The sequence below is a fragment of the Mariniradius sediminis genome, from assembly GCF_021491425.1.
Taxonomy (GTDB): Bacteria; Bacteroidota; Bacteroidia; order Cytophagales; family Cyclobacteriaceae; genus Mariniradius; species Mariniradius saccharolyticus.
Genome location: NZ_JAKEVZ010000014.1, coordinates 28,184 through 48,643, shown reverse-complemented (window position 1 = coordinate 48,643; position 20,460 = coordinate 28,184). Strand labels below are relative to the sequence as shown.

At 46.1% G+C, this 20,460-nt stretch carries 17 protein-coding genes; 9 read left to right on the top strand and 8 right to left on the bottom strand.

The features are described from left to right. Positions 1 to 94 precede the first annotated feature (94 nt). The 4 genes from hrpB to L0U89_RS16520 all read right to left on the bottom strand — a co-directional run bounded on the left by hrpB (position 95) and on the right by L0U89_RS16520 (position 5,097). Positions 95 to 2,578, bottom strand: coding sequence for an ATP-dependent helicase HrpB (gene hrpB / locus L0U89_RS16535; RefSeq protein WP_234862529.1), 2,484 nt, complete (start codon positions 2,576 to 2,578; stop codon positions 95 to 97). A 95-nt stretch (positions 2,579 to 2,673) separates the two neighbouring features. After that, positions 2,674 to 3,195: a DUF2911 domain-containing protein gene (locus L0U89_RS16530; RefSeq protein WP_234862528.1), complete on the bottom strand. Its 522-nt coding sequence runs from the start codon at positions 3,193 to 3,195 to the stop codon at positions 2,674 to 2,676. Positions 3,196 to 3,248: 53 nt separating this feature from the next. After that, positions 3,249 to 4,394, bottom strand: a complete 1,146-nt coding sequence (locus L0U89_RS16525; RefSeq protein WP_234862527.1) for a Gfo/Idh/MocA family protein — start codon at positions 4,392 to 4,394, stop codon at positions 3,249 to 3,251. A 223-nt stretch (positions 4,395 to 4,617) separates the two neighbouring features. Then, entirely contained in the window at positions 4,618 to 5,097 is a 480-nt protein-coding gene (locus L0U89_RS16520) for a hypothetical protein (protein WP_234862526.1), read from the bottom strand. A 385-nt stretch (positions 5,098 to 5,482) separates the two neighbouring features. Between L0U89_RS16520 and L0U89_RS16515 the strand changes: the two genes are divergently transcribed. Genes L0U89_RS16515 through L0U89_RS16480 form a run of 8 tightly spaced genes read left to right on the top strand, consistent with a single transcriptional unit; the run spans position 5,483 to position 14,208 of the window. After that, the gene (locus L0U89_RS16515) at positions 5,483 to 6,499 is read left to right on the top strand and encodes an alpha/beta hydrolase (protein ID WP_234862525.1); all 1,017 of its coding nucleotides are present in this window, start codon (positions 5,483 to 5,485) and stop codon (positions 6,497 to 6,499) included. A gap of 12 nt (positions 6,500 to 6,511) precedes the next feature. Continuing rightward, positions 6,512 to 7,399: an acetoacetate decarboxylase family protein gene (locus L0U89_RS16510; protein WP_234862524.1), complete on the top strand. Its 888-nt coding sequence runs from the start codon at positions 6,512 to 6,514 to the stop codon at positions 7,397 to 7,399. A gap of 25 nt (positions 7,400 to 7,424) precedes the next feature. Further along, complete coding sequence (locus L0U89_RS16505) at positions 7,425 to 7,904, top strand: hypothetical protein (RefSeq protein ID WP_234862523.1); 480 nt, start codon at positions 7,425 to 7,427, stop codon at positions 7,902 to 7,904. Positions 7,905 to 7,944: 40 nt separating this feature from the next. Continuing rightward, entirely contained in the window at positions 7,945 to 8,331 is a 387-nt protein-coding gene (locus L0U89_RS16500; protein ID WP_234862522.1) for a patatin, read from the top strand. Next, positions 8,328 to 8,753 carry a DUF4345 family protein gene (locus tag L0U89_RS16495; RefSeq protein WP_234862521.1) on the top strand — a complete coding sequence of 142 codons (426 nt, stop codon included), beginning with the start codon at positions 8,328 to 8,330 and terminating at the stop codon, positions 8,751 to 8,753. The genes L0U89_RS16500 and L0U89_RS16495 overlap by 4 nt, the downstream gene beginning before the upstream one ends. Next, the gene (locus L0U89_RS16490) at positions 8,743 to 10,155 is read left to right on the top strand and encodes a patatin-like phospholipase family protein (protein WP_234862520.1); all 1,413 of its coding nucleotides are present in this window, start codon (positions 8,743 to 8,745) and stop codon (positions 10,153 to 10,155) included. Before L0U89_RS16495 ends, L0U89_RS16490 begins: the two co-directional genes overlap by 11 nt. Then, positions 10,145 to 11,866, top strand: coding sequence for a metallophosphoesterase (locus L0U89_RS16485; RefSeq protein ID WP_234862519.1), 1,722 nt, complete (start codon positions 10,145 to 10,147; stop codon positions 11,864 to 11,866). The genes L0U89_RS16490 and L0U89_RS16485 overlap by 11 nt, the downstream gene beginning before the upstream one ends. Then, positions 11,863 to 14,208, top strand: a complete 2,346-nt coding sequence (locus L0U89_RS16480) for a GMC family oxidoreductase N-terminal domain-containing protein (RefSeq protein WP_234862518.1) — start codon at positions 11,863 to 11,865, stop codon at positions 14,206 to 14,208. The genes L0U89_RS16485 and L0U89_RS16480 overlap by 4 nt, the downstream gene beginning before the upstream one ends. 12 nt (positions 14,209 to 14,220) lie before the next feature. Here the strand turns inward: L0U89_RS16480 and L0U89_RS16475 are convergent, their stop codons facing one another. Genes L0U89_RS16475 through L0U89_RS16460 form a run of 4 tightly spaced genes read right to left on the bottom strand, consistent with a single transcriptional unit; the run spans position 14,221 to position 19,620 of the window. Beyond that, positions 14,221 to 16,380 (bottom strand): DUF4230 domain-containing protein, encoded by a 2,160-nt coding sequence (locus tag L0U89_RS16475; protein ID WP_234862517.1) that lies wholly within the window; start codon positions 16,378 to 16,380, stop codon positions 14,221 to 14,223. After that, complete coding sequence (locus L0U89_RS16470) at positions 16,377 to 17,012, bottom strand: DUF4230 domain-containing protein (protein WP_234862516.1); 636 nt, start codon at positions 17,010 to 17,012, stop codon at positions 16,377 to 16,379. Before L0U89_RS16470 ends, L0U89_RS16475 begins: the two co-directional genes overlap by 4 nt. Continuing rightward, on the bottom strand, positions 17,009 to 18,790 hold the full coding sequence (locus L0U89_RS16465) for an N-acetylmuramidase family protein (protein ID WP_234862515.1): 1,782 nt from the start codon (positions 18,788 to 18,790) through the stop codon (positions 17,009 to 17,011). The genes L0U89_RS16470 and L0U89_RS16465 overlap by 4 nt, the downstream gene beginning before the upstream one ends. After that, positions 18,787 to 19,620: a DUF5675 family protein gene (locus tag L0U89_RS16460; protein ID WP_234862514.1), complete on the bottom strand. Its 834-nt coding sequence runs from the start codon at positions 19,618 to 19,620 to the stop codon at positions 18,787 to 18,789. The genes L0U89_RS16465 and L0U89_RS16460 overlap by 4 nt, the downstream gene beginning before the upstream one ends. Before the next feature lie 381 nt (positions 19,621 to 20,001). Between L0U89_RS16460 and L0U89_RS16455 the strand changes: the two genes are divergently transcribed. After that, a complete protein-coding gene (locus L0U89_RS16455) occupies positions 20,002 to 20,460 on the top strand; it encodes a (2Fe-2S)-binding protein (protein WP_234862513.1) in 459 nt (152 codons plus the stop codon).

Here is a 20,460-nt window from a genome sequence, read left to right as displayed (position 1 = left end):
CAAAAATGCATTTTGCGGAAACTGCGATACAAATAAATAGATAGGTTTAAGTTTTTTATCGTATCCGGCGAATAGGATTCTCTATGCCGTCGATTTAGGGTCTTCGCTTCACTCCGCGTACTGCTTCCGCCTCCAAAGGACTATCCGGCCAAGAGTGCTTTGGGTACCTGTTTTTTAATTCTTTTCGAACTTCGAAGTAAGTTTGATTCCAGAAGTTCCTCAAATCGGAAGTAACTTGGACAGGTTTGAATCCAGGAGAGAGCAAATGTATCAATAGCGGGATTTTCCCCCGATTAATCCTTGGTGTGTCCAACCAACCGAAAACCTCTTGTAGTCTCACAGCCAAGACCGGTGGCTCGCCGTGTGAAAAATACTGGATTTCAATCCAAGAGCCGCTTGGTACTTGGATTTTTTCTGGCGCCAAGTCTTGAAGGGCTTGTTGTTGGCTGTATTCCAGCGAATTGTACAGAATTGATTTGAGGTTTAGCTTATCGAGCTGTTCTTGGTTTCGAATGCCGTTCAAGTAGGGTAGGAGCCAATTTTCGGCATGTTGCAATAGTGTGGGAGTCGAAATGTCAGGCCAATTCTCTTCGGGATTCCATATCCTCAGCGACGCAAGCCGGTTTTGCAATTGCTGGACAGCGTCATCGAGGGGAAGCATCTGTTGTCCATTTTCCTTGATTGCTGTGAGTAAAGCTTCAGATTTTTCCGCTTCAGAAATGTTTTTGATTGTTTGCGATTGCAATATGATCGAGCCTATACCCAATTGGTTCTCGGCCACCAAAATTCCCTCCTTATGGTTCCATTGGATTACTCTCTTTTCCTTGACCATTCCGCGCAAGTCTTTTGGATTGAGGGGGGAAGCAAGGAAAATTTTCCCCATCTTATCCCTGGCATCTACATGGCAGACTGCAATCCAAGGCTCGTGGGCCAAGTCGTCCCTGTGCCCTATTTGCGCCAATTTTCCATTCGCCAATTGAAATTGGGCGTTGTTTCCCGGACGGGCGCTGGCAATTCTCTCAGAAAAGGCATTTGCTATTAACAGCCCTGTGATAAAGGGATCGAACGTACCATTTTCTTCCTCAATGTTCAAAATCCTTCTGTATTGATTGGCGATTTTCTCAATCTTGTCCAGTGCTTTGATCGATAGCTTTTCCCTTCTTGCCCTGCGTAGAGCTTCTATGCGAAGGTTGATGTCAACACCACTCTGCTCTTCCAGAGGATCCTTTTCTTCCAAAATGGCTGCGATATCTGTTGCTAGAGCCATTTCTCCATGGTCTTTTGAAATCAAGAGCATGTGGGCGATTCTCGGATGTGCGGGAATCTGGCTGATGGAGACGCCATGGTCGGTCAATTTTCCGCCCTCCAGCGCCTGAATGTTCTCAAGCAATTCCTTGGCTTGAGCTACATGCCCCGCAGGAGGTGGAGTAAGCCAAGTCATCGATTTAATGCCGCTGATTCCCCAGCGTGCCAATTCCAAAACCAATGATGCCAAATCCGCTTCCTGTATCTCAGGGACCCTAAAGTCGGCTAACTTCAATTGGGTGGCTTTTGACCACAATCTCAGACATTTTCCCGGGCCAAGCCGTCCAGCCCTTCCGGTCCGTTGGTCCGCGGCATCCTTAGTGACCCGGATCGTCTCCAGTTTGGAAAGACCGGTCTTAGGGTTGAATTTTGAAGTCCGTGAAAAACCTGAGTCGACAACAATTGATATACCATCTATCGTCAAACTCGTCTCCGCTATCGAAGTCGCTAGTACCACTTTGCGTTTCCCCTGTTTGTTTGGGAAAATCGCCTGTTGTTGCGCCATAGGGCTCAGTTGCCCAAAGAGTGGATGAATAGAGAAATCTGGTAGGTTTTTACGAAGGATGGATTCGGTTTTTTTGATTTCCCCTTGGCCGGGCAAGAATGCCAATATGTCGCCGTTGGTATTATGCGCCAAGGTCCGGACTGTTTTGGCCATCATTTCAGGCAAGGTATCGAAGTCGATATCCCCTGCATATTCGACATCTACCGGAAAGGTCCTCCCTTGGCTTTGAATCACCGGAGCATCCAATAATTTCGAAAGCTCGGGCATGTCCAAGGTGGCCGACATTACGAGAATGCGCAGGTCGGGCCGCAGAACCTGTTGTATTTCCCTGCAAAGCGCCATCGCCAGATCCGCATGGATATTTCTTTCATGGAATTCGTCGAAAATAACCATACCCACATTGTCTAGCACGGAATCATCATGGAGCATTTTCGCCAAAATTCCTTCCGTCAAGACCTCAATTCGGGTTTTAGTCGAAACCATCGATTCAAACCGAATGCGGTAACCGACCGTTTCTCCGGTTTTTTCGCCCAAGAGCTCAGCCATTCGCCAGGAAATCGACTTGGCAGCCAAGCGTCGTGGCTCGAGCATGAGGATTTTCTTCCTCTCCAAAAAACTGCAATCCAACAAGGCCAAAGGCAATAAGGTACTCTTTCCCGCACCAGGTGGAGCACCAACAATCAGGGTGTTGGAATCTTCAAGGGATTGCTTAACAGCGGGAATGACGTCCCGGATGGGCAAATCGATCTTTTCGAAGGAATATGACAATGGTTTGGAATTTTTTGCAAAATTAAAAAAACACCGCTGCCTAGGATATAAGCCAAGACAGCGGTGCAAATTACGTTTGATTATTCGGTAGCGTATTATTCAATTTTGGCGAATACTTTTGCGTACTCCCAGCGCACTTCAAACCCGTCGGGTTTCACTTCGTAGACAAGCCTCTCTTCCAAAGTACTTGTTTGTTGGGAAGGAACATTCACCCGAAGCGCATCCTTTGAAGCATCGTAGGAATAGGCGCCCCATTGTTTTTCCACTTTGTTGAAAATCAACGTGGACTCATATTCACCTGGGATAATGAAGAACGTGTATTTACCCTTTGGAAGCGTTTGCCCTTGCACTTTAATGTCTTTTGAGATTTCAAAGGTGGTGGCATCATTTGCGCCTGCTCTCCATACTTGTCCAAGCGGTACCAAGTCACCCCAAATCACACGACCCTTCACAGCAGGGCTGGAATAATTGATTGTAATTTTGGCGCCATTGATTGTGCCTTCGGCCGTTCTGGGAGGGCTTGGCTTTTCATCCTGGGCAAAAGATACGAAAGATGCAAAAGCAAATACTACAACAAGAAGTGCAGCCTTCGAAATGGTGTTGATTTTTGTTTTCATGGGTTTAATAATTGATAGTTAGGTATTTACAATAATTTACATATAGTCGCACTTTAGATTTTTACCCAAGCTTGCTTCCTGTGGCTCTCGATAATGCGCTCGCAAATAATCAATTCTCTTAATCCATCTTCGAAGGTCGGGAACGTTGGTTTTTCGGGTTGCTTACCTTCTTTGATGGCGGCATAGACTTCCTTGAACATTTGCTTGGAAGTGTCGGGAAATCCTTCGTTGTGGCCTCCGGGGAAGCTGATCAGCGCAGCGGCTTCTCTTGAGAACAGGGAAGGATCCTTCATCAAGTGATGGTTGGCTGTCTCGCGCTTGCCGATCCACATTTCGTTGGGCCTTTCGGAACACCATTCGAAATTGGCTTTGGAGCCTGCGATCTCGATATTCAATCTATTTTTCCTGCCAGCATTAACTTGACTGACGGTCACGGATCCTTTATTACCATTGTCAAATCGCAACATGACTGTGGCATGGTCCTCGGTATTGATTGGAACTTCTTGGTAATCTTCTGCTTGCAGCATTTTACCAGAGTAGGTTTCGATCGCCTTCAACGGCTTCAACCTCGTCTTGTGAACGGTAGAGAAATCTGCCATTACCTCAGTGATCTTCAGCCCAGTGACATATTCTGTCAAGTCCAAAAGGTGGGATCCAATGTCAGCAATCGCACGTGAATCTCCTGATTTGTCAGGTTCTAGCCTCCAGTTGTAATCTGTTTGTAGAAACAGCCAATCCTGAAGATATGAGCCCATGATGCTGTAGATATCGCCGAGCTCGCCATTTTCCCGCATGTTCTTCATTTGGCGGACCATCGGGTAATAGCGCAGGTTGAAATGCACGGCATTCACCAAGCCTTTTTCTTTTGCCAGCGTTACCAACTCCTCGGCTTCCTCGATTTTGGTTGCCAAGGGTTTTTCGCAGATCACGTGTTTCCCCGCAAGAAGGGCTGCTTTGGATTGAGAATGGTGCAGGAAGTTTGGCGTACAAATATGTACTGCATCGATGTCCTTTTGCTGCAGCATTTCGTCAAATGTGTATGCGTTAGGAATACCCAACATTGCGGCTTTTTCCTTGGCCAAATCGATGTTGACTTCACATAGACCTGTCACTTCGATGTTGGGTAGTCTTCGCAAGGCTTCCAGGTGCGCTGGGCCGATAAATCCGGTACCCACGATCGCGACTTTGATTTTTTTCATAGGTTGATTTTGGTTTGATTCGATTTTTAAAGATAGAGGCAAGTTAGGAATTTAAAAACTCCCCGATCAAACTATCGGCGAAAAACAGGTAGCCCCTAAAATGGAAAAAGGCTACTGCAACAAGTGCAGTAGACCCTTTCACCAATTATGATAAGTTGAAAAAATATAGCCAAAAAGACGTCAAAAATACTGTCTCTGAAGGAATTGAAGATTGTTGTTTGAATTACGCAAAGATGATGGAAATCACCGCTGCTGCTGCACAAAGAATGCCTCCGATACGGAGAATTTTGGCAAAAGCAGCCCGCATGAAGTGGGATTTCTGGGCTTCCGAGCTTTCGAAGGTCACCACCCCGTCTTGGTTTCGGTGGTAGAACTCATAAATGTCGGTTTCGAAATGATTCTTGTGGGCCAAAACCAACAAGGTCAGCGAAAGTAAAACAGTTGCCAAAAGGAAATGATTTCTGTTGAAACTGGTCGAGAACACAGACGACGAACTGCTTGAAAACGGAAGAGGCAAAATCTCAGCCTTTTGGGTCAAACCTGTTTCTGCCATATATGCAGCAAGTTCGGCTTTATGACCGTTTTCATCGAAAGAATATTTCGCCGTTTGGGGACCAATCGGATTGGCTTTCACGAATGCACTGCATCCGACAAAAAGCAACAAACAAAATGTTGCTTTGAAAACTCTGGACAAATTTTTCATTTCAAATGGATTAGGCAAGCGTACTTAAATGGGTTTGGGTGATTTAAGTATTTGAAAGTAAGGTAAAAATATCCATTTCGCAAAATTTTATTTATAAAAAAATCTACATTACAGAATTTGTTGGATGAAGTATTTTTTTCAGGATGTGAAAAAGCACAGCAAGAAAATAGATGAGTTGAAATGTCCTTTGGTTGCAAATACACGTAGCCCGCACATTGCCTTTTTTGGATCGAATATTTTTGTTGGAAATGAATGACTCAATTTTTCAATTGAAAATAAATCCGGTAACGTTTCGGGGTGTCATTTTTTCCCTTGCAAAATCCGAATTGGAAACATTCTATTTTTTCAAAAAAAAATTTTATATTTAAGCTTATTTTTAAAATAAATGAACGATTCTTTTCAGATTATTCCCTTCAAAGCCAAAGATGGCTTTCCGCTGAACCTCTGGAGATATGAAAATTCCTTCCGAACAAAAGGGCCTGTGCTCTTGGTGCACGGCGCAGGGGTGAGGGCAAACATCTTCAACGCCCCGACTGACAAAAACATCATCCAGGCGCTTGCCGAAGACGGATACGATGTCTGGTTGGAAAATTGGCGGGCAAGTATCGACCTAGAGCCTAACGAATGGGACTTGGACATCGTGGCTAAAAATGACCACCCAGCTGCTGTGGAAAAAATCCTCGCAGAAACTGGGAAGAAGGAGCTGAAAGCTATCATTCACTGTCAAGGCAGCACCAGTTTTATGATTTCCGTGGCCAAGGGTCTTGTTCCCCAAGTAACCACGATCGTCAGCAATGCAGTGTCGTTGCACCCTGTCGTGCCAAAATGGTCGGTTTTCAAGCTGCGCTTTCTTGTGCCCGTTGTCAATGCCTTATTTGACTATTTGAACCCGCAGTGGGGATTGGAGGCACCGAGTTTCAAAACCAAGTTTCTCCGCAAGGTGGTCAAATGGACACATCCAGAAGATGATACCATGGTCGGGAAATTTGTGAGCTTCACCTATGGTTCCGGCTTCCCGGCGCTGTGGCTGCTCGAAAACCTCAATGAGGAAACCAAACAATGGATCCAACATGAATTTGCGGAGGTGCCGCTCTCATTTTTCAAGCATATCCGCGACTGCGTCAATATCGGTGTCTTGCGACCCAACGATCGTAAAGCCCGCGAAACCTACTTGGACGGGAATTTCAAACCCAAAGCGCGAATCGCACTATTCGGAGGAAGGCAAAACCTTTGCTTTCTACCAGATAGCCAGCAAAATACTTTTGAGTATTTGGAGCGGGTGGACCCTGGAGTCCACAAATTGTACATACTGGAGAATTACAGCCATCTCGATGTCTTTTTTGGCAAAAATTCCCACAGGGATGTATTTCCATTGATGCTAGCCGAACTGAACAAATCCTAGAAAACCACATCTATGCCTCCCAGCAGAGTCAAACGTTACCAAGGTCGGTATGCCTTGGTAGACGGTATTCCGTATCAAATGCCAATCAATGCCAAAAACTCCCCCGCACTCATGGCTGGATTCACCTGCGATTGGGAAAAGGCAAATGCACTCCTCCCCGGCAATGAGGTCCATGCGCTGAAGCTGCCAAATGGAAAAGCGGCGCTATTGATTACCATCATCAATTACCTAGATACGAGCATTGGCAAGTACATCGAATACAGCATCGCCATTGGGTGCACGCATGGACCAAAACCAGCGCCACCGATCCTCAACGCCATGATGCTTAAGACCTATGGGACGGGTCAGTACATTCTCGATCTACCGGTAAGCAGCGAGATTTCGGTCAAGGGCGGAAAAGGAATATGGGGAATGCCGAAACATAAGGCAAGCCTCGATTTCAAGGTAGGAGACGATTGGGTCACAAGTCAATATGAAAAGGACGGCCAATTCGCGTTCAGGGTGGAAATGCGGCTTCCCAAGGGCAGTCCGAGCTTTCGGATGAAGATCGGCGCCACCAACTATTGTCGGTTCAGGAACATGCTCATGGCATCCTATATCTATTTTGATACCAAGGCCGAGGTAAATCTTTTTGGAAAGGCAAAAGCCAACCTATATATAGGTGACCATCCCAACGTGTCGGCGCTGAGAAATATCGGTATCAATCCGGATCCTTTTTTCACGGTATTTATGCCCAAGGCCAACGGAATCCTGGATGATCACTTTGAATGTTGGTTTATGACCTATGACAAACCGCCGACAGCCATGCCCGAAGGACTCGAAAGCGTCGTTGATTTGGGCTTAAGTGAAGATTGGTATCCAGATCCGCAAATAACTGATTTTCAGAAATATAAAATTTGATTTCTTCAACCAAACCCCACTGAATATGAGCTCCTTCAAACAAACAGTTGTCGATATAAGCAATGCGTATATCTTCTTTTGCGCCTCGATTTACTTGGGTATGTTTTGGTCCCTGCATTTCTTTTGGTTCCCGAATTATCCGTCCACGCTGAATTTGAGCAACTACTATGATGCGATCATTCCGCAGACTACGCTGGCGACTAAGTTCTTCTTTATCACGATCCCGATTATGGTGGTTGCTTTGGTGATCATGTTGAATTCAGAATGGAAAACCAAATTCATGTGGGTTCCCTTGGCTTGGATTCCGGGCTTGTTTGCGCCCGTGATTATCCAGCAGGCGTTTATCGAGAAAATCAATGATGAATTTTCTGCAGGCGTGAGCGACGAAGCCAGGCTTCAAGTGCTATTGGATGATTGGATGTACCTCAACGACCTTCGCTGGATCATTCTGACGATCATGTGGGGAATCACCATGTACTTCTTTATCGCCAAAGCGAAAAAGTGAGTCTAGTATCTTGAACTCAGCTGACCAAAAAACCACTCCCATGCAATTCATCAAAAAATACCTTTCTCTCATTGTGTTGCTGATTTCCATCGTGACTATTTTGTCTGGATTGACCCAAGTAGTCGCCCCGGGGTTTGTGCTAGGGGTGATCGGTGCGGAGGTCAATGCGACTTCTGCTCATTTCTTCGGGATCGTGGGCATGTTCATGGCACTGTTTGGTGCGCTAATGATCCACAACATGTATGCGGTTCAGACGAGTCCCGTGACGGTTTTTTGGTGTGGAATGCAGAAGTTGGGAGCCTTTGTTGCCGTGAGCCTTGGGGTTTTCAACGGGGTCTTTTCGGTATTGGCAATGGGAGTGGCCATTTTTGATCTGTTTTCTGCTGGGATTTTCTTTTTCTTCATTAAGACGATCAAGGATACATGATTCGCCTAGCCCATTTTTTCTTCTATACATATGTTGGGCTGGTGATTTTGGCTGGGTTTTGGGGTGCGTTTGTGAATCCCGCTTGGGACATGAAGGTTATGTTTTCAGTCGATCTGGGACAGCTTTCCCCGGACTCTGCCATCAATCTGATGAGTCAATACCGATTCTTGCGGGCTTTGGAACTCGGTTTTGGAATCGTTTCCATCTTATTCGTTGGCAGGATTTTTTCGGAGGAAAGCTATTGGAGGCTTTTTCTTCTGGTCATGGGCCTTGGTGTTTTGGCAAGGGTGTTTTCCTGGTTCTTCGACGGCAATCCCAATCTCTTGACAAAGTTCTTCCTGTTTTATGAGGCTATCGGTTGGCTGATTATATGGAAGGCGGGCTTGAACAAAATTCAAAAAACGGCATCCGATGGAAACTGAAATCCCAAGCCCGAAAAAATCCCTCGTCCTTGCGGGTGGTGGCATGCGTGTCGCCTACCAAGCTGGCGTTGTCTTGGCCTTGGAGGAAGCTGGATTGAGGTTTGACCATGTTGACGGCACTTCGGGTGGCATCTTCAATACCGCAATGCTGGCAAGCGGTCTCCGTGCAAAGCAGATGGCTTCCAACTGGAGGACACTCAAGTTGTCCGGTTTTGTCTCTTTCACCCGCTTCCGAAATTATCTCAATCCTTTCAAAATCAATGGATTTGCCGATGCAGATGGTATCAAGAACAAAGTGTTTCCGCATCTCGGTATCAACATTTCTAAGATAAACGCCCACACTGATTTCCAGACAAGTTTCAATGTGTGCAATTTCTTGGAAAAGTCGGTCGAGGCGATCCCGGGAGAGATTGTAAAGCAGGACCATCTTTTGGCTGGAGTTTCCCTGCCGATCTTCATGCCTGCCTTGCAGATTGACGACACCTGGTACACGGATGCCGTATGGATCAAGGATGCCAATCTGTTAGAGGCGGTGCGACAGGGCTCAACTGACATTTGGCTCGTATGGGCAATCGGCAATACACCCACTTTTCTCCAAGGTTCCTTTTCACAATACGTACACATGATCGAAATGAGCGCCAATGGCGGTCTTTTGGAGGAATACAAGCAAATCGAACTGATAAAAAAACTTCGGAAGCTGGAAGGGGACGACACGCCAATACGGCTGTTTGTGATCAAGGCAAGCATTCCGCTTCCGCTGGATCCTGATTTCTTTTTCAATAAAATCAATGCACGTGAACTCATCAATATCGGCTATTCCAACGCCAAAGACTACCTGAAAGCGGTACCTGAGGGTGGTGAAGTTTTGGATGAATCGTTGACAAAAAACCGAGAGCCGAATTATATCCTGAACTTTAGAAGTTGTTTTTCAGGCAGCATCAAAATGGAAAATGAAACCGTTGGCGTAGGATTCTACCTCTATTTCAGGTTTTGCGAGTTTGGAGCAAGCCATATTTTGGAAATCTATTCAAGCCTGGAAGATCAAGCAAAAGGGGAGGAGCAGCCCTGTTTTTCACATTCTTTTTCGAAAACCAAGTCAGCATCCCAAACCAAATTGGTGATTTGTGGAAAAGTGTTGAGTAGAGATGAGTTCCTGGATTTTGAGGCGGAAACCACGATGACCAATCCCGTTGAGTTGCTTTTGGGATTGAATTTCAAGCGGTTAAATTTCAAATTAAAGAGGGAAAATGGTAAATTGTTTGGTGGTGGAATTCTTTCACAAAATATATTCGAGAGAATCAAGGCCGTATTTTATTCCCAAGTGAAGAGCATTTTTCCCCAAAGGATTGGCATAAACAAGAGAATCGATTTGATCAAAAACTTTATACCATATGAAATTTGACATTAAACCCATGGTGGACTGGTACGACCCCAAGCAATTGGCGGCAACCGGCGTCAAGACCGTGGTATCCACCGTTTTTGGCAATTTTGCTGACCGAAGGGAGATGCAGGCAGCCTTGGATCCGGGAAAGGCCTATTATGATTTTTCGGAAAGGGATGATTTTTGGCTGGACTTTATCTCTGACTTGGGAGATGGATTCAATCCCACCTATACCTTGGCACACCTGCTTGCAAAAGAGGAATTGTTGGTGGATGGTAATTTGACCAAGCGGGGCAATATTTTGGTAATGGGCGGGGATGAGGTCTATCCAACACCGGAGATGGACGAATATCGAAACAGACTTCAGGGGCCTTACCATGCCGCGTTTCCGAAAAAGGCAGATGACAAAGATGCCCCTCGACTTTTTGTCATTCCGGGCAATCACGACTGGTACGACGGATTGACAAATTTCCTGAAAATCTTCTGCCAAGGCAGGTCTCTCGGTAATTGGAGAACAGAGCAGACGAGAAGCTATTTCGCCATCAAGTTGCCACACCGATACTGGCTGCTGGGTATCGATATTCAACTCAATTCGGACATCGATGTGCCACAGCTGAAGTATTTCCAGAATGTCGCAGCGCACCCCGATATGCAGCCTGGAGACAAAGTGATCTTGGCAACTGCTGAACCAGCCTGGGTATATGAGTCATTTGATGAAAAAAACAGCTCCAACAAGCGCTTGAAATTCTTCGTCGACCGCATCATCCGCGGTGCCAAGGACGATCCAGATGATCCCACAGGATTTTACAATGGGAAAAATAAGGACATCCAAATCACCACCATCATCACGGGGGATTTGCACCATTATTCGAGGTACTTGGAAACATTGCCGGATGGCAAGGAACGCCAACTGATCACGGCTGGGGGTGGAGGGGCATTCATGCATACGACCCATAGCCTAAAGCCTGAGATCAAAAAGTCGGAAGGCTTTGATGCGAGGTTCAAGGCCTCGTTTCCAAGTAAATCCGATTCCCTCAACCAAAACACAAAGAACCTGCTATTCTTTTGGTACGGACCATGGATGGTCCTGATTTTGGGCTTGGTGCATGCCCTGACCTTTTACTTCCTCAAAGTGAGCCCAGCGGGTACCAATCGATCATTAAGTCCTTCGGGTTTTGTGTTCGCAGACCTATGGGACGTAGTTGGGATGTCGATCACCACCCCAATGGTCCTGATTTTTCATTTGCTGTTGGCCGTGGGCATTTGGCAGTTTGCCGATGTCAAATCGGGAAACCATAAAAAGCTCAACAGTCTGGTCGGTCTGCTGCATGGTTTGGGCCATGTGCTGATATTCAATTTGCTCGTGGTCAAGCTGCCCGATTGGAACAAAAGCCTTTTTGGCATAGAGGAGCTATCCGGTTATCTGTTTTTCGCAGAAATGCTGATTTTGGGCGGTTTGCTCAGTGGGATCCTTTTTGGGATTTATTTATGGTTCTGTTCCCGAATTCTAGGAAATCACATCACAGAAGCCTCTTCTTCATTCAAGGGGGAAGATTTCAAGAATTTTATCCGTTTTCATATTTCGGACAACGGAGTCACTATCTATCCGGTCGGCATCCGGAAAGTCGTCAAAAACTGGAAAAATGCCGGGACTGACGAGGACCCAAAATTTGAGGGCGACGAGCCAAAAGTAGAACTGATCGAAAAACCCATATTTATACCCAACACATGAAAAGACTATCAAAACCACTTTCAGACCTGAAAAAGCGCTACGATTTTGTGGTGGTGGGTTCAGGTTATGGGGGCAGTATCGCTGCATCCAGAATGGCCCGTTTGGGCAAGTCCGTGTGCCTTTTGGAGCGGGGAAAAGAATTTCTCCCAGGACAATTTCCCAGTACGCTGAAAGATGCAGCGGCTGAAATGAGCTTTCACAAGGGGAAAAAGGAATCCAAAAACAATGGTTTATATGAATTCACGCTTGGTGACGGGATCAACGTGTTCAAAGGCTGCGGTCTGGGGGGAACCTCGCTTATAAATGCCAATGTGTCCATCAAGCCAGAACCAAGGGTGATGGAAATGCCCGAATGGCCGAACGCCATCCGGCAAGATTTGGCTTCTTTTGATGAAGGGCTTGATCGAGCCTGGAAAATGCTCCGTCCAAATCCCTACCCTGAAAACAAAAACGGGTATCCTGTTCTGAAAAAGACCAATGCCATGCGCAAATCAGCAAAGCATATGGCCGAGGAGTTCAGGCTGTTGGACATCAATGTCACTTTTGAAGATAAGCTGGACAACGAGATCGGGATTGCCCAGCCCAAATGCACCAACTGCGGAGATTGCGTCACAGGCTGCAACGTCGGGGCCAAAAACACCACGGCCATGAACTACCTTCCTGACGCCTTCAATCATGGTGCTGAGATCTTCACCGAAGTGGATGTCAGGTATGTGGAGAAGACTGCCCAGGGTTGGAAAGTCAATTTTCAGCCCGCCAATACGGGCAGGGAGGTATTCAAAGCGGCGGACATGTTCGTATTTGCCGACAATGTGATTCTGAGCGCGGGATCTTTGGGTTCGACCGAAATTCTTTTCCGTTCAGCAAAAAATGGCCTTTCCCTCTCCGATAGGCTAGGGAAGCGATTTACGGGTAACGGAGATGTGCTTGGTTTTGGATACAACAATAACGAGCCGATCAATGGCATTGGCCTCGGGAAAAAGGCGACCAGCGAAGTAGCCGATGTAGGTCCCTGCATCACTTCCGTGATCGACATGCGCAAGCGCGCCAACCTGGAAGATGGAATGACGTTGGAAGAGGGCACCGCCCCGGGTCCGATCCGGGGGATTTTGCCAGGCATGTTGGCGGCCGCATCCAGGTTGGTTGGCAAAGACACAGATCGGGGCTGGGGAGATCGTTTTCGTGAGCGAATCCGGGAAATCACCAGTTTTTTCAGGGGCCCATTTTATGGCGCGGTGAATCATACCCAAATCTACCTCGTGATGACCCACGATGATGGAAATGGCGAAATGACCTTCGACAATGATACGCTCCAAGTCAAGTGGAAAGGTGTCGGTAAACAGGAGATTTTTAACAAAGTTTCTGGAAAACTCTACAGTGCGACAGAGGCGCTCGGCGGTACAAAAATTCCGAATCCGACTTGGAACAAGGCGATGGATTACGACTTGGTTACCGTGCATCCACTGGGCGGCTGTGGGATGGCGGACAGTGCAGAGGCTGGAGTGGTCGACCACAAAGGGCAGGTTTTTTCAGGAAAAACAGGCACCAATTTGCACGATGGACTTTATGTGCTGGACGGCGCAATTCTACCAAGACCAGTAGGTACCAATCCTTTGTTGACGATTTCCGCACTATCGGAACGTGCCTGCAAACTGATTGCCGAGCAGCATCATGCGGTACTCGATTATGGATTCCCTGCCCGTAAGGAGAAAGATCAGGCTCCTGAGACCAAACCCGGCGTGCAGTTTACGGAAACGATGAAGGGATCTTTTTTCCTGAACGAACAGGAGGATTTCGGGAAGGGATTTGATTTGGGGAAAAAGGAAAACTCACCTTTTGAGTTTACGCTCACCATCAGGTCCGAAGATGTGGCAAGCTTGGTCAATGTGCCAACGCACCAAGCAGGTATGTTTGGGAGTATGACTGCCCCGGCGCTTTCCGCCGCACCGATGACGGCATTGGAAGGCACTTTCAATCTTTTCATTGCCGATCAGAATTCGCCCGACAAAAAGAAAATGGTCTACAATGCGACGCTTGTCAGCCAGGAAGGGAAGACCTACTATTTCCAAGGCTTTAAGGATGTCGACAACAACAAAGGCATCGATGTCTGGAAAGATACCACCACGCTTTTTATCACTATCCAGAAAGAAAATGCCAAAGGCCCGGTTATTGGAAAAGGAAAACTGATCATCGAGCCGGCTGATTTTGCCAAGCAAATCACCACGATGAAGGCGCTCAACTGCGATAGAAAAGTGGAGGAAATACAAGCGCTTACCTCCTTCGGCAAGTTCTTCGCCGGTAACGTGTTTGAAACCTATTTCAAAAACCGGGGAAAAGATTAAGGATTAAATTCCCTAGAGTTTTTTCTTCAACCGGCTATACCAATCCGGCGGATTCGTCCTCTCCTCGAGTTTGCCATTGATATAGCCGGTGAATTTTCTGAAGAGATTGCGGTTTTGATATTGCTGGTTTTGCTCCCCGATTTGGGTCAGATAACGGTAGAGTTCGCTGCTTTGGACCGAAATTGTAACCGTTTCAAGAGAATCCTTTTTACCATCATCAAAGATGATCGTGTATCCAGCGTTGGACCTATTTTGTTGTGGTTGAATCTTCAAGCCACCAGATTGTTTGTAAGAAGCGGCCAATGTGGGATAGATCAATCGCTCATACCTTGCCGGAAAACCATATGCATAGGCTCCCGTATCGGGAACAATGTAAAAATAATCAAGGCTGTCTTTTTTGAATTCCGACTTCTGAACCCTACGCAGGTCTTTGCTGGCGACCGCCGAATCAAGCAACTTCCTATCAAACTGGAAAGGATAAAAGACCGCCATAAGCAATTCTCCGGCATTACTCCCTGAATCCAATACGTAATTCACCAACACAGAATCCACACTGAATTGATGGATATTGATGACAGTAAGGGTGTCAAAAATCCCGGGATCACTACTGACTTGGCTCAGGCTATATTTTGATTGATGGATATCGCCACTTGCCAGGTTTCGCTTGGATAGACTTCTGATCGCGCTGTTGAATTGCTGGCTGTAGGACGCAAAATCCTCAAACCACAGGTGCATTTCCCATTCCTTTTCCTTCCAAATCCCGCTTTGGTCATGGTTAACAGTCAATGGCGCCTCCCTTCTCCAGACGTCTTGCAACAAGGTAAGCTCACTTGGATCAATGGTGCCGTCCCCGGCGATATTCAGGATCTGATAGGAGAAATAATTGAACGGTTCTCCCAAATCGTATACAGTCAGTTTTTTTAGCCTGTTGATGCCAAATTTCAGTTGGGAGGCGAGTAGCGTAATTGAATTTTTTGTCCGCGAATCTTGGATAGGCAAGTTTCTGAGACTATCGAGCTGCCTGATTTTCTGTTGGTAAATGGAATCAAATAGCGAAAGCTCGCCCAGGCTGACAATGCTGTCTTTTTCGATCTCGTGTACCTGTTGGACAAATGGGTCATGGTGAAATACGACCTTTTTGATTTCCTGCCCAATCAAGAGCGTGAATAGGTTTTTGAGGGTTTCTTCTCCCTGTTTTTCTGCGTTTTGAAGGATGTTTGCACGGTTGGCGAAGTCCTTCAGTTTTCTGACGCAGTACTCTTTGACCTTTTTGGCGTCTTCAAAGTCGATCCTGCCGTTGACATCCAGAATCTCAAAACCGGGTACTCCCTTTTCCGGAATAAACCAAGGATTGATATCTGCATTCAAAACCGTCGGGGCAAGGCCCATGATGTGGATTTCCTGCTGATCTGGGTAATAGACCAAAGCCGAAGGATCCAAATCGGTGAAGTCGAACCCAGCTTTCACCCAACCTCGGCCCACCATTGCGATCTTCCGCCGCAGTTCTTTTTTTGTAAATTCTTTCTTCTTGGTGTCATAGTAAAAGGCCATGAAGTTGCCCGGCAATGCTGATCCTTTGGCCAGATTCGCCTCATATATCGCCATCAGCGCTTGGTCCTGGGTTTTCGGATCGAAATCAAAGTTTCTCTTATCCAGCTTTTCCGTGGCGCTGCGGTACCAATATTCCAAGACCTCCAAAAACATCGGTTCTGCTTCCAAGTCTTCCAAATAACCGAGATAATCCATTTTTTCCCGGATGTTGTTCCGATCCACATCTTGCCGTACGATCCTGCGCCGTTGCCGCCGATCCATGTCAGTGTAGTTGAGTACAAATTGCTCGCGCTCGGCTGTAGATTTTTCCTCAAACTTCCTCAGATTGTCCATGGCGGCGACCAAGTCTGAGAATACCGCTTTTGCCCTTTCTTGGACGTTTTCATCTTCAATAAATTCCATTCTAGCCTCTTCGAGCGAAGAAATGACTTCACCGTAGTATTCCGCCGTCACCAATTGGCCGATACTTCGGATCTCGGTTACCATATTGGCGGTATCGAGAAGTTTTGCCTTTCCTCCAAAAATCCCAAATGGGTTCCAAATAAATAAAGCCACAATGAGCACCAAGACGATGATCACGTCCAATATGAACTTCCAGTTTTTGAGAAATGAAAATATCATGGCGTAGTGGCTAGCGAATCCGGTGCGGCGAGGAGGTTGACTTTGGAAAGAATGAGCGCATCACTTTCGAAGGTGATGTAGATTTCGTCGTATCCTAAAGTCGAAAGCAAAACCCGAAACAATTGTCTGGTATTGTTTTGGGAAGTCTTGACAATGCCCATGTATTGTAGGTTGTCGCGAATGTCCAGTTCGGCATCACGGAAGAACTGTTCCTGATCACGGACGTTGATCCGGTTGAGGAAAACCTTAGGGTCGGATATCGTTGAGTCAGCGACAAAGCTTGAAGGTGGATAGGAGAAATTGATCACCTCAATAGGAGGGAGGCGGAGAAAAATTTTGCGGCCATCTATCCTGACGTCATTTTCTTTGATCTTATTCAGGTCAATCCCTGTTTTGATTTTGGCTTGGGAGTAGGCCATGAAGGTGGCTTCGCTGACTTTAATGAGCGCTAGTTTTTTGGTTTTTGTGCCAAATACGATCTTATCTACCACGAATTCCGTCGTTGCCAAATCCGCCGCGTTCTGAATTTTTCCCACTACAAGGGTCCGATCGTCTTTCTTGCAGGATGCAAACAGGAGGATTATTCCCAAGAAAAAGACGCTTAACCTCCGGCTGTCTATGAGTGTGTTCATGAATATATCTTCTTGAATTTCGCGTAGGATTCGGCCAACTTGATATCGTACTTGTTGGCCTTGTAACCTTGACCGTTGTATCCAAATGCAAAGGCTGCCCAATTGTAGGCTGATTCGTCTTCGCCTTGAATGTATTCGTAGAGCTTTTTGCCCTTGTGGGATTTGGTCATGATGAAGGCCAAGAAATCGAGAAAATGGTAGAGCTCGTTTTCATGCTGCTTTTTTTCAAAATCTTTGTAATCAGCATAGTTCCTCGATTTGATATTGTGGTCAAGGTTTTCACCCAATATCTGAAACAGCCCCCAAGAGGCAGAATAAACAGCGGCTTTCTCGTTAATGGCTTTGGCCTTGTTGAGCCTATCGTATTCGCCAAAACCGCCTTTGTAGTAGTCCCTTGTCCAGAATTTATAGAGTATGTCTGGATTGGATTTTGAGAGCACTTCGATTTTTTCCTTTGCTTCTGCCTTGAGTTGGTCTTCAGTCTTGCCTTCTTTTGGCAATTTGCTGTATATGTCGTTGTACACGTGTTTCCAAAACAAATGCCCTTCGAAAAGAATCTTTGCCCTGCCATCGCTCAAGTGCCCCCGTCCTGAGGATTCTACAGATATCACGGCCTTTACCACAGGCATCTTGAGAAGGATCTTTTTGGGACCGTTGGCGAGGTTTTCCAATTCTTCCTGAATCTGATCGTCGTTGAGGATTTTCCTGTTGATATTGTCCTGAATCTGAACAAATGGGAAAAGGTTGGTGGTGGGCACTTCTTCACCTCTTGAAAGCATCAGCGCATTTTTCAACTCGGTTGCAGGGGAACCAGAAGGTACTGCGGTTGGCTTTGATGATTCCAAGCCAAAAGCCTTGTCCTCCTCTTCAAACTCGGCGTCTTCTTCCATCAACTCGTCCATAACCTCAGGCTGTGAACTTGGACGGGGACCGGTTCCAGGCTGTTCGCTGGCCCTCATTTCCTCGCCAGGAGCACTGGGGGGCGTAGCGCTGCCTGTACCTGCATTCGGATTTCTCCAGCGTTCCCGGAAGTATTTCAGAGACCTATCGCCAAAGTAAAAAGCGATCATCATCAGAAAGGCAGTTTCAAAAAACTCGAATTGCTGTATGCGCAGCTGCAATAGATTTGGATCGACATCGGTATTGCCCATGCTGCTGATGAGCAAGGAAATGCCACCGAAAAGCAGGGTAAATGCGATCATGCCTCGTACGGTTCCGGGCGGTAGCCCAAAGGTTTGGCTGCGGTAGGGATTATGGGTAGGCTCCCTTACGCCGCTGTTCGGCAGATCGACTCCGAATTCCCTGGCTTCTTTTTTTGCCTTCGCGATTTCTTTCCATTCCCCGTCCGTAATCCCAAAATTAATATTGTAGTGGTACACAGACCAAACGAAATAAATCATGAACACCGCAATCCAAACGACCATGATGAGCAAGCCCATAATCGCAAAGAGATTGTTTTGATTGAGGTACATTACAAAGCTGTACACCATCGCCAATGCCACCAATACGATGGAGAAGACAATGGTGCCCTTGAAAAAGACATCGTGGTATTTGTTGACATAATAGGAACCCGCCTCGTCCTCACCTCTGTAATGCCGAACCAAAATGGCATACAATAGGCCTACCACAAGCAAAGCTGGAATGATATAGGCCAAAAACTGCAGCTCGTCGTTGGAGTCCAAAGCCATATAGATGCCGTACGTGGCAACAATTCCAAGGGCAAAAACAGCCGCAACCTTGATGATCAATCTGATCTTTTTTTGGGTTAGTTGATTCATGTCTTTATCAGTTTACTTCTATCAAACCAATTCTCATTCAATACTTGTATTGTCACCTGTTCATGTGATTCCAACAGGGCTGAGACAATCCTGTAAAATCGTTCGTAGGCCTTTTCCGAATACTTGAGCGCCTTTTTGACGTCGACATTGATGCCATCAGCAATCAGAATGCACCCGTCAGTATGCTCGTGGGTATTTCCGATGTGGATGTAGATTCCTTCAAATCCAGGGACGTTTCTCAGGTGGATGTGCTTAGTAAACCAGTTGTATTTGGCTTGGTAATCCCGTGTTATCCGCGAATCTGCGGGATTGACAGGACTGAAGCCCAGCTCATACAAGCCCTCTGGAATCCGCGTTTTTCCCTTGATTTTTTCATCCCGATGGGTATCTTCGAGGGCATAGGCAAAAAATTTGTTCCTGAGGAAAAACATTCCCAAGGTCGTCTCGCCGTCATCCATGTACCGCAACAAAGTAAGCGTAGCCTTGCCAAGCGGCTCACCCAATTTGTCACCCGCCTGTTGCAGCTGCTTCTCTAGCTCATGGATTTTTTGTTGGAGTTCTGATTTTTCGGTTTCGCTAACTGTAGTCGTGCCTTGGATGGGATGAACTTTTGCAGGCGCAGATGCCGGAATTGGCTCAACCGGCTTGCCGGGATCTCCCTTAAATGCTTTTCCGATGGATTTTATCCCTTTGTCCGCAAGCGCCAAAATATAGCCGATGAATCCAATGAGGTACAGCCAAATTTTGCCAAGTAAGTCTGGGTTTGTCACAAAAATCAATACGACTACCGCCAACAATGCAATGACAAGAAGTGCCGCAAAATTTTTCATAGAAATCCAAAAACCCGTTATTGAAGGAATAAATTACTAAAACCAGTACTCAAAAAACGCTCTAAGAATTCTAAAATTTAAAAAATCACTTTGTTAAAATCAAGAAAATAATGGAATATCAAAATTTATATTTATTGAAGCGGATTCTAGTAATGTTGAAATCCAGTTATATTCTAATCAGATAGTTTTAAAAATCAGGATGGAAAAAAATTCATACTTCGCCAAGATTGGCATTCTCTCGAAAACTTTCGGATAATAAACCCCTTCCATTTAAATCCGCAAATCACTTTTTGTAAAAAATGAATCAATTTTTAGATCAAAAGACTTAACCACGCCATTCTATTTTCCTAACTTGAAAGTCTAAACAACAATCTTTTCACAATGGCAAACTTTAAACTTCGAATCAACGGCACCGACCATCAGGTTGACGTTGAGGATGATACCCCGCTGCTTTGGGTGCTCAGAGACCATTTGGGCTTGGTAGGCACGAAGTATTCCTGCGGAATAGCCCAATGCGGTGCCTGTACGGTACATATCAATGGAGAAGCAATGTTTTCTTGCACACTCCCAGTGTCGAGCGTTGGAAGCGATGAAGTCACGACGATAGAAGGCTTGTCCGGGGAAGGATCCCATCCTATCCAAAAGGCATGGGAAGAAGTGGATGTAGCCCAATGCGGTTATTGTCAGGCAGGTCAAATCATGACTGCGGCAGCATTTCTCAGAAAAAACCCCAAACCTACGATGGAGGAAATCGAGAATGCGATGAACAGGAACATCTGTAGGTGTGGCACTTACCACAAAATTCGTGAAGCAGTGGCAATGGCAGCTAAATCGAAATAA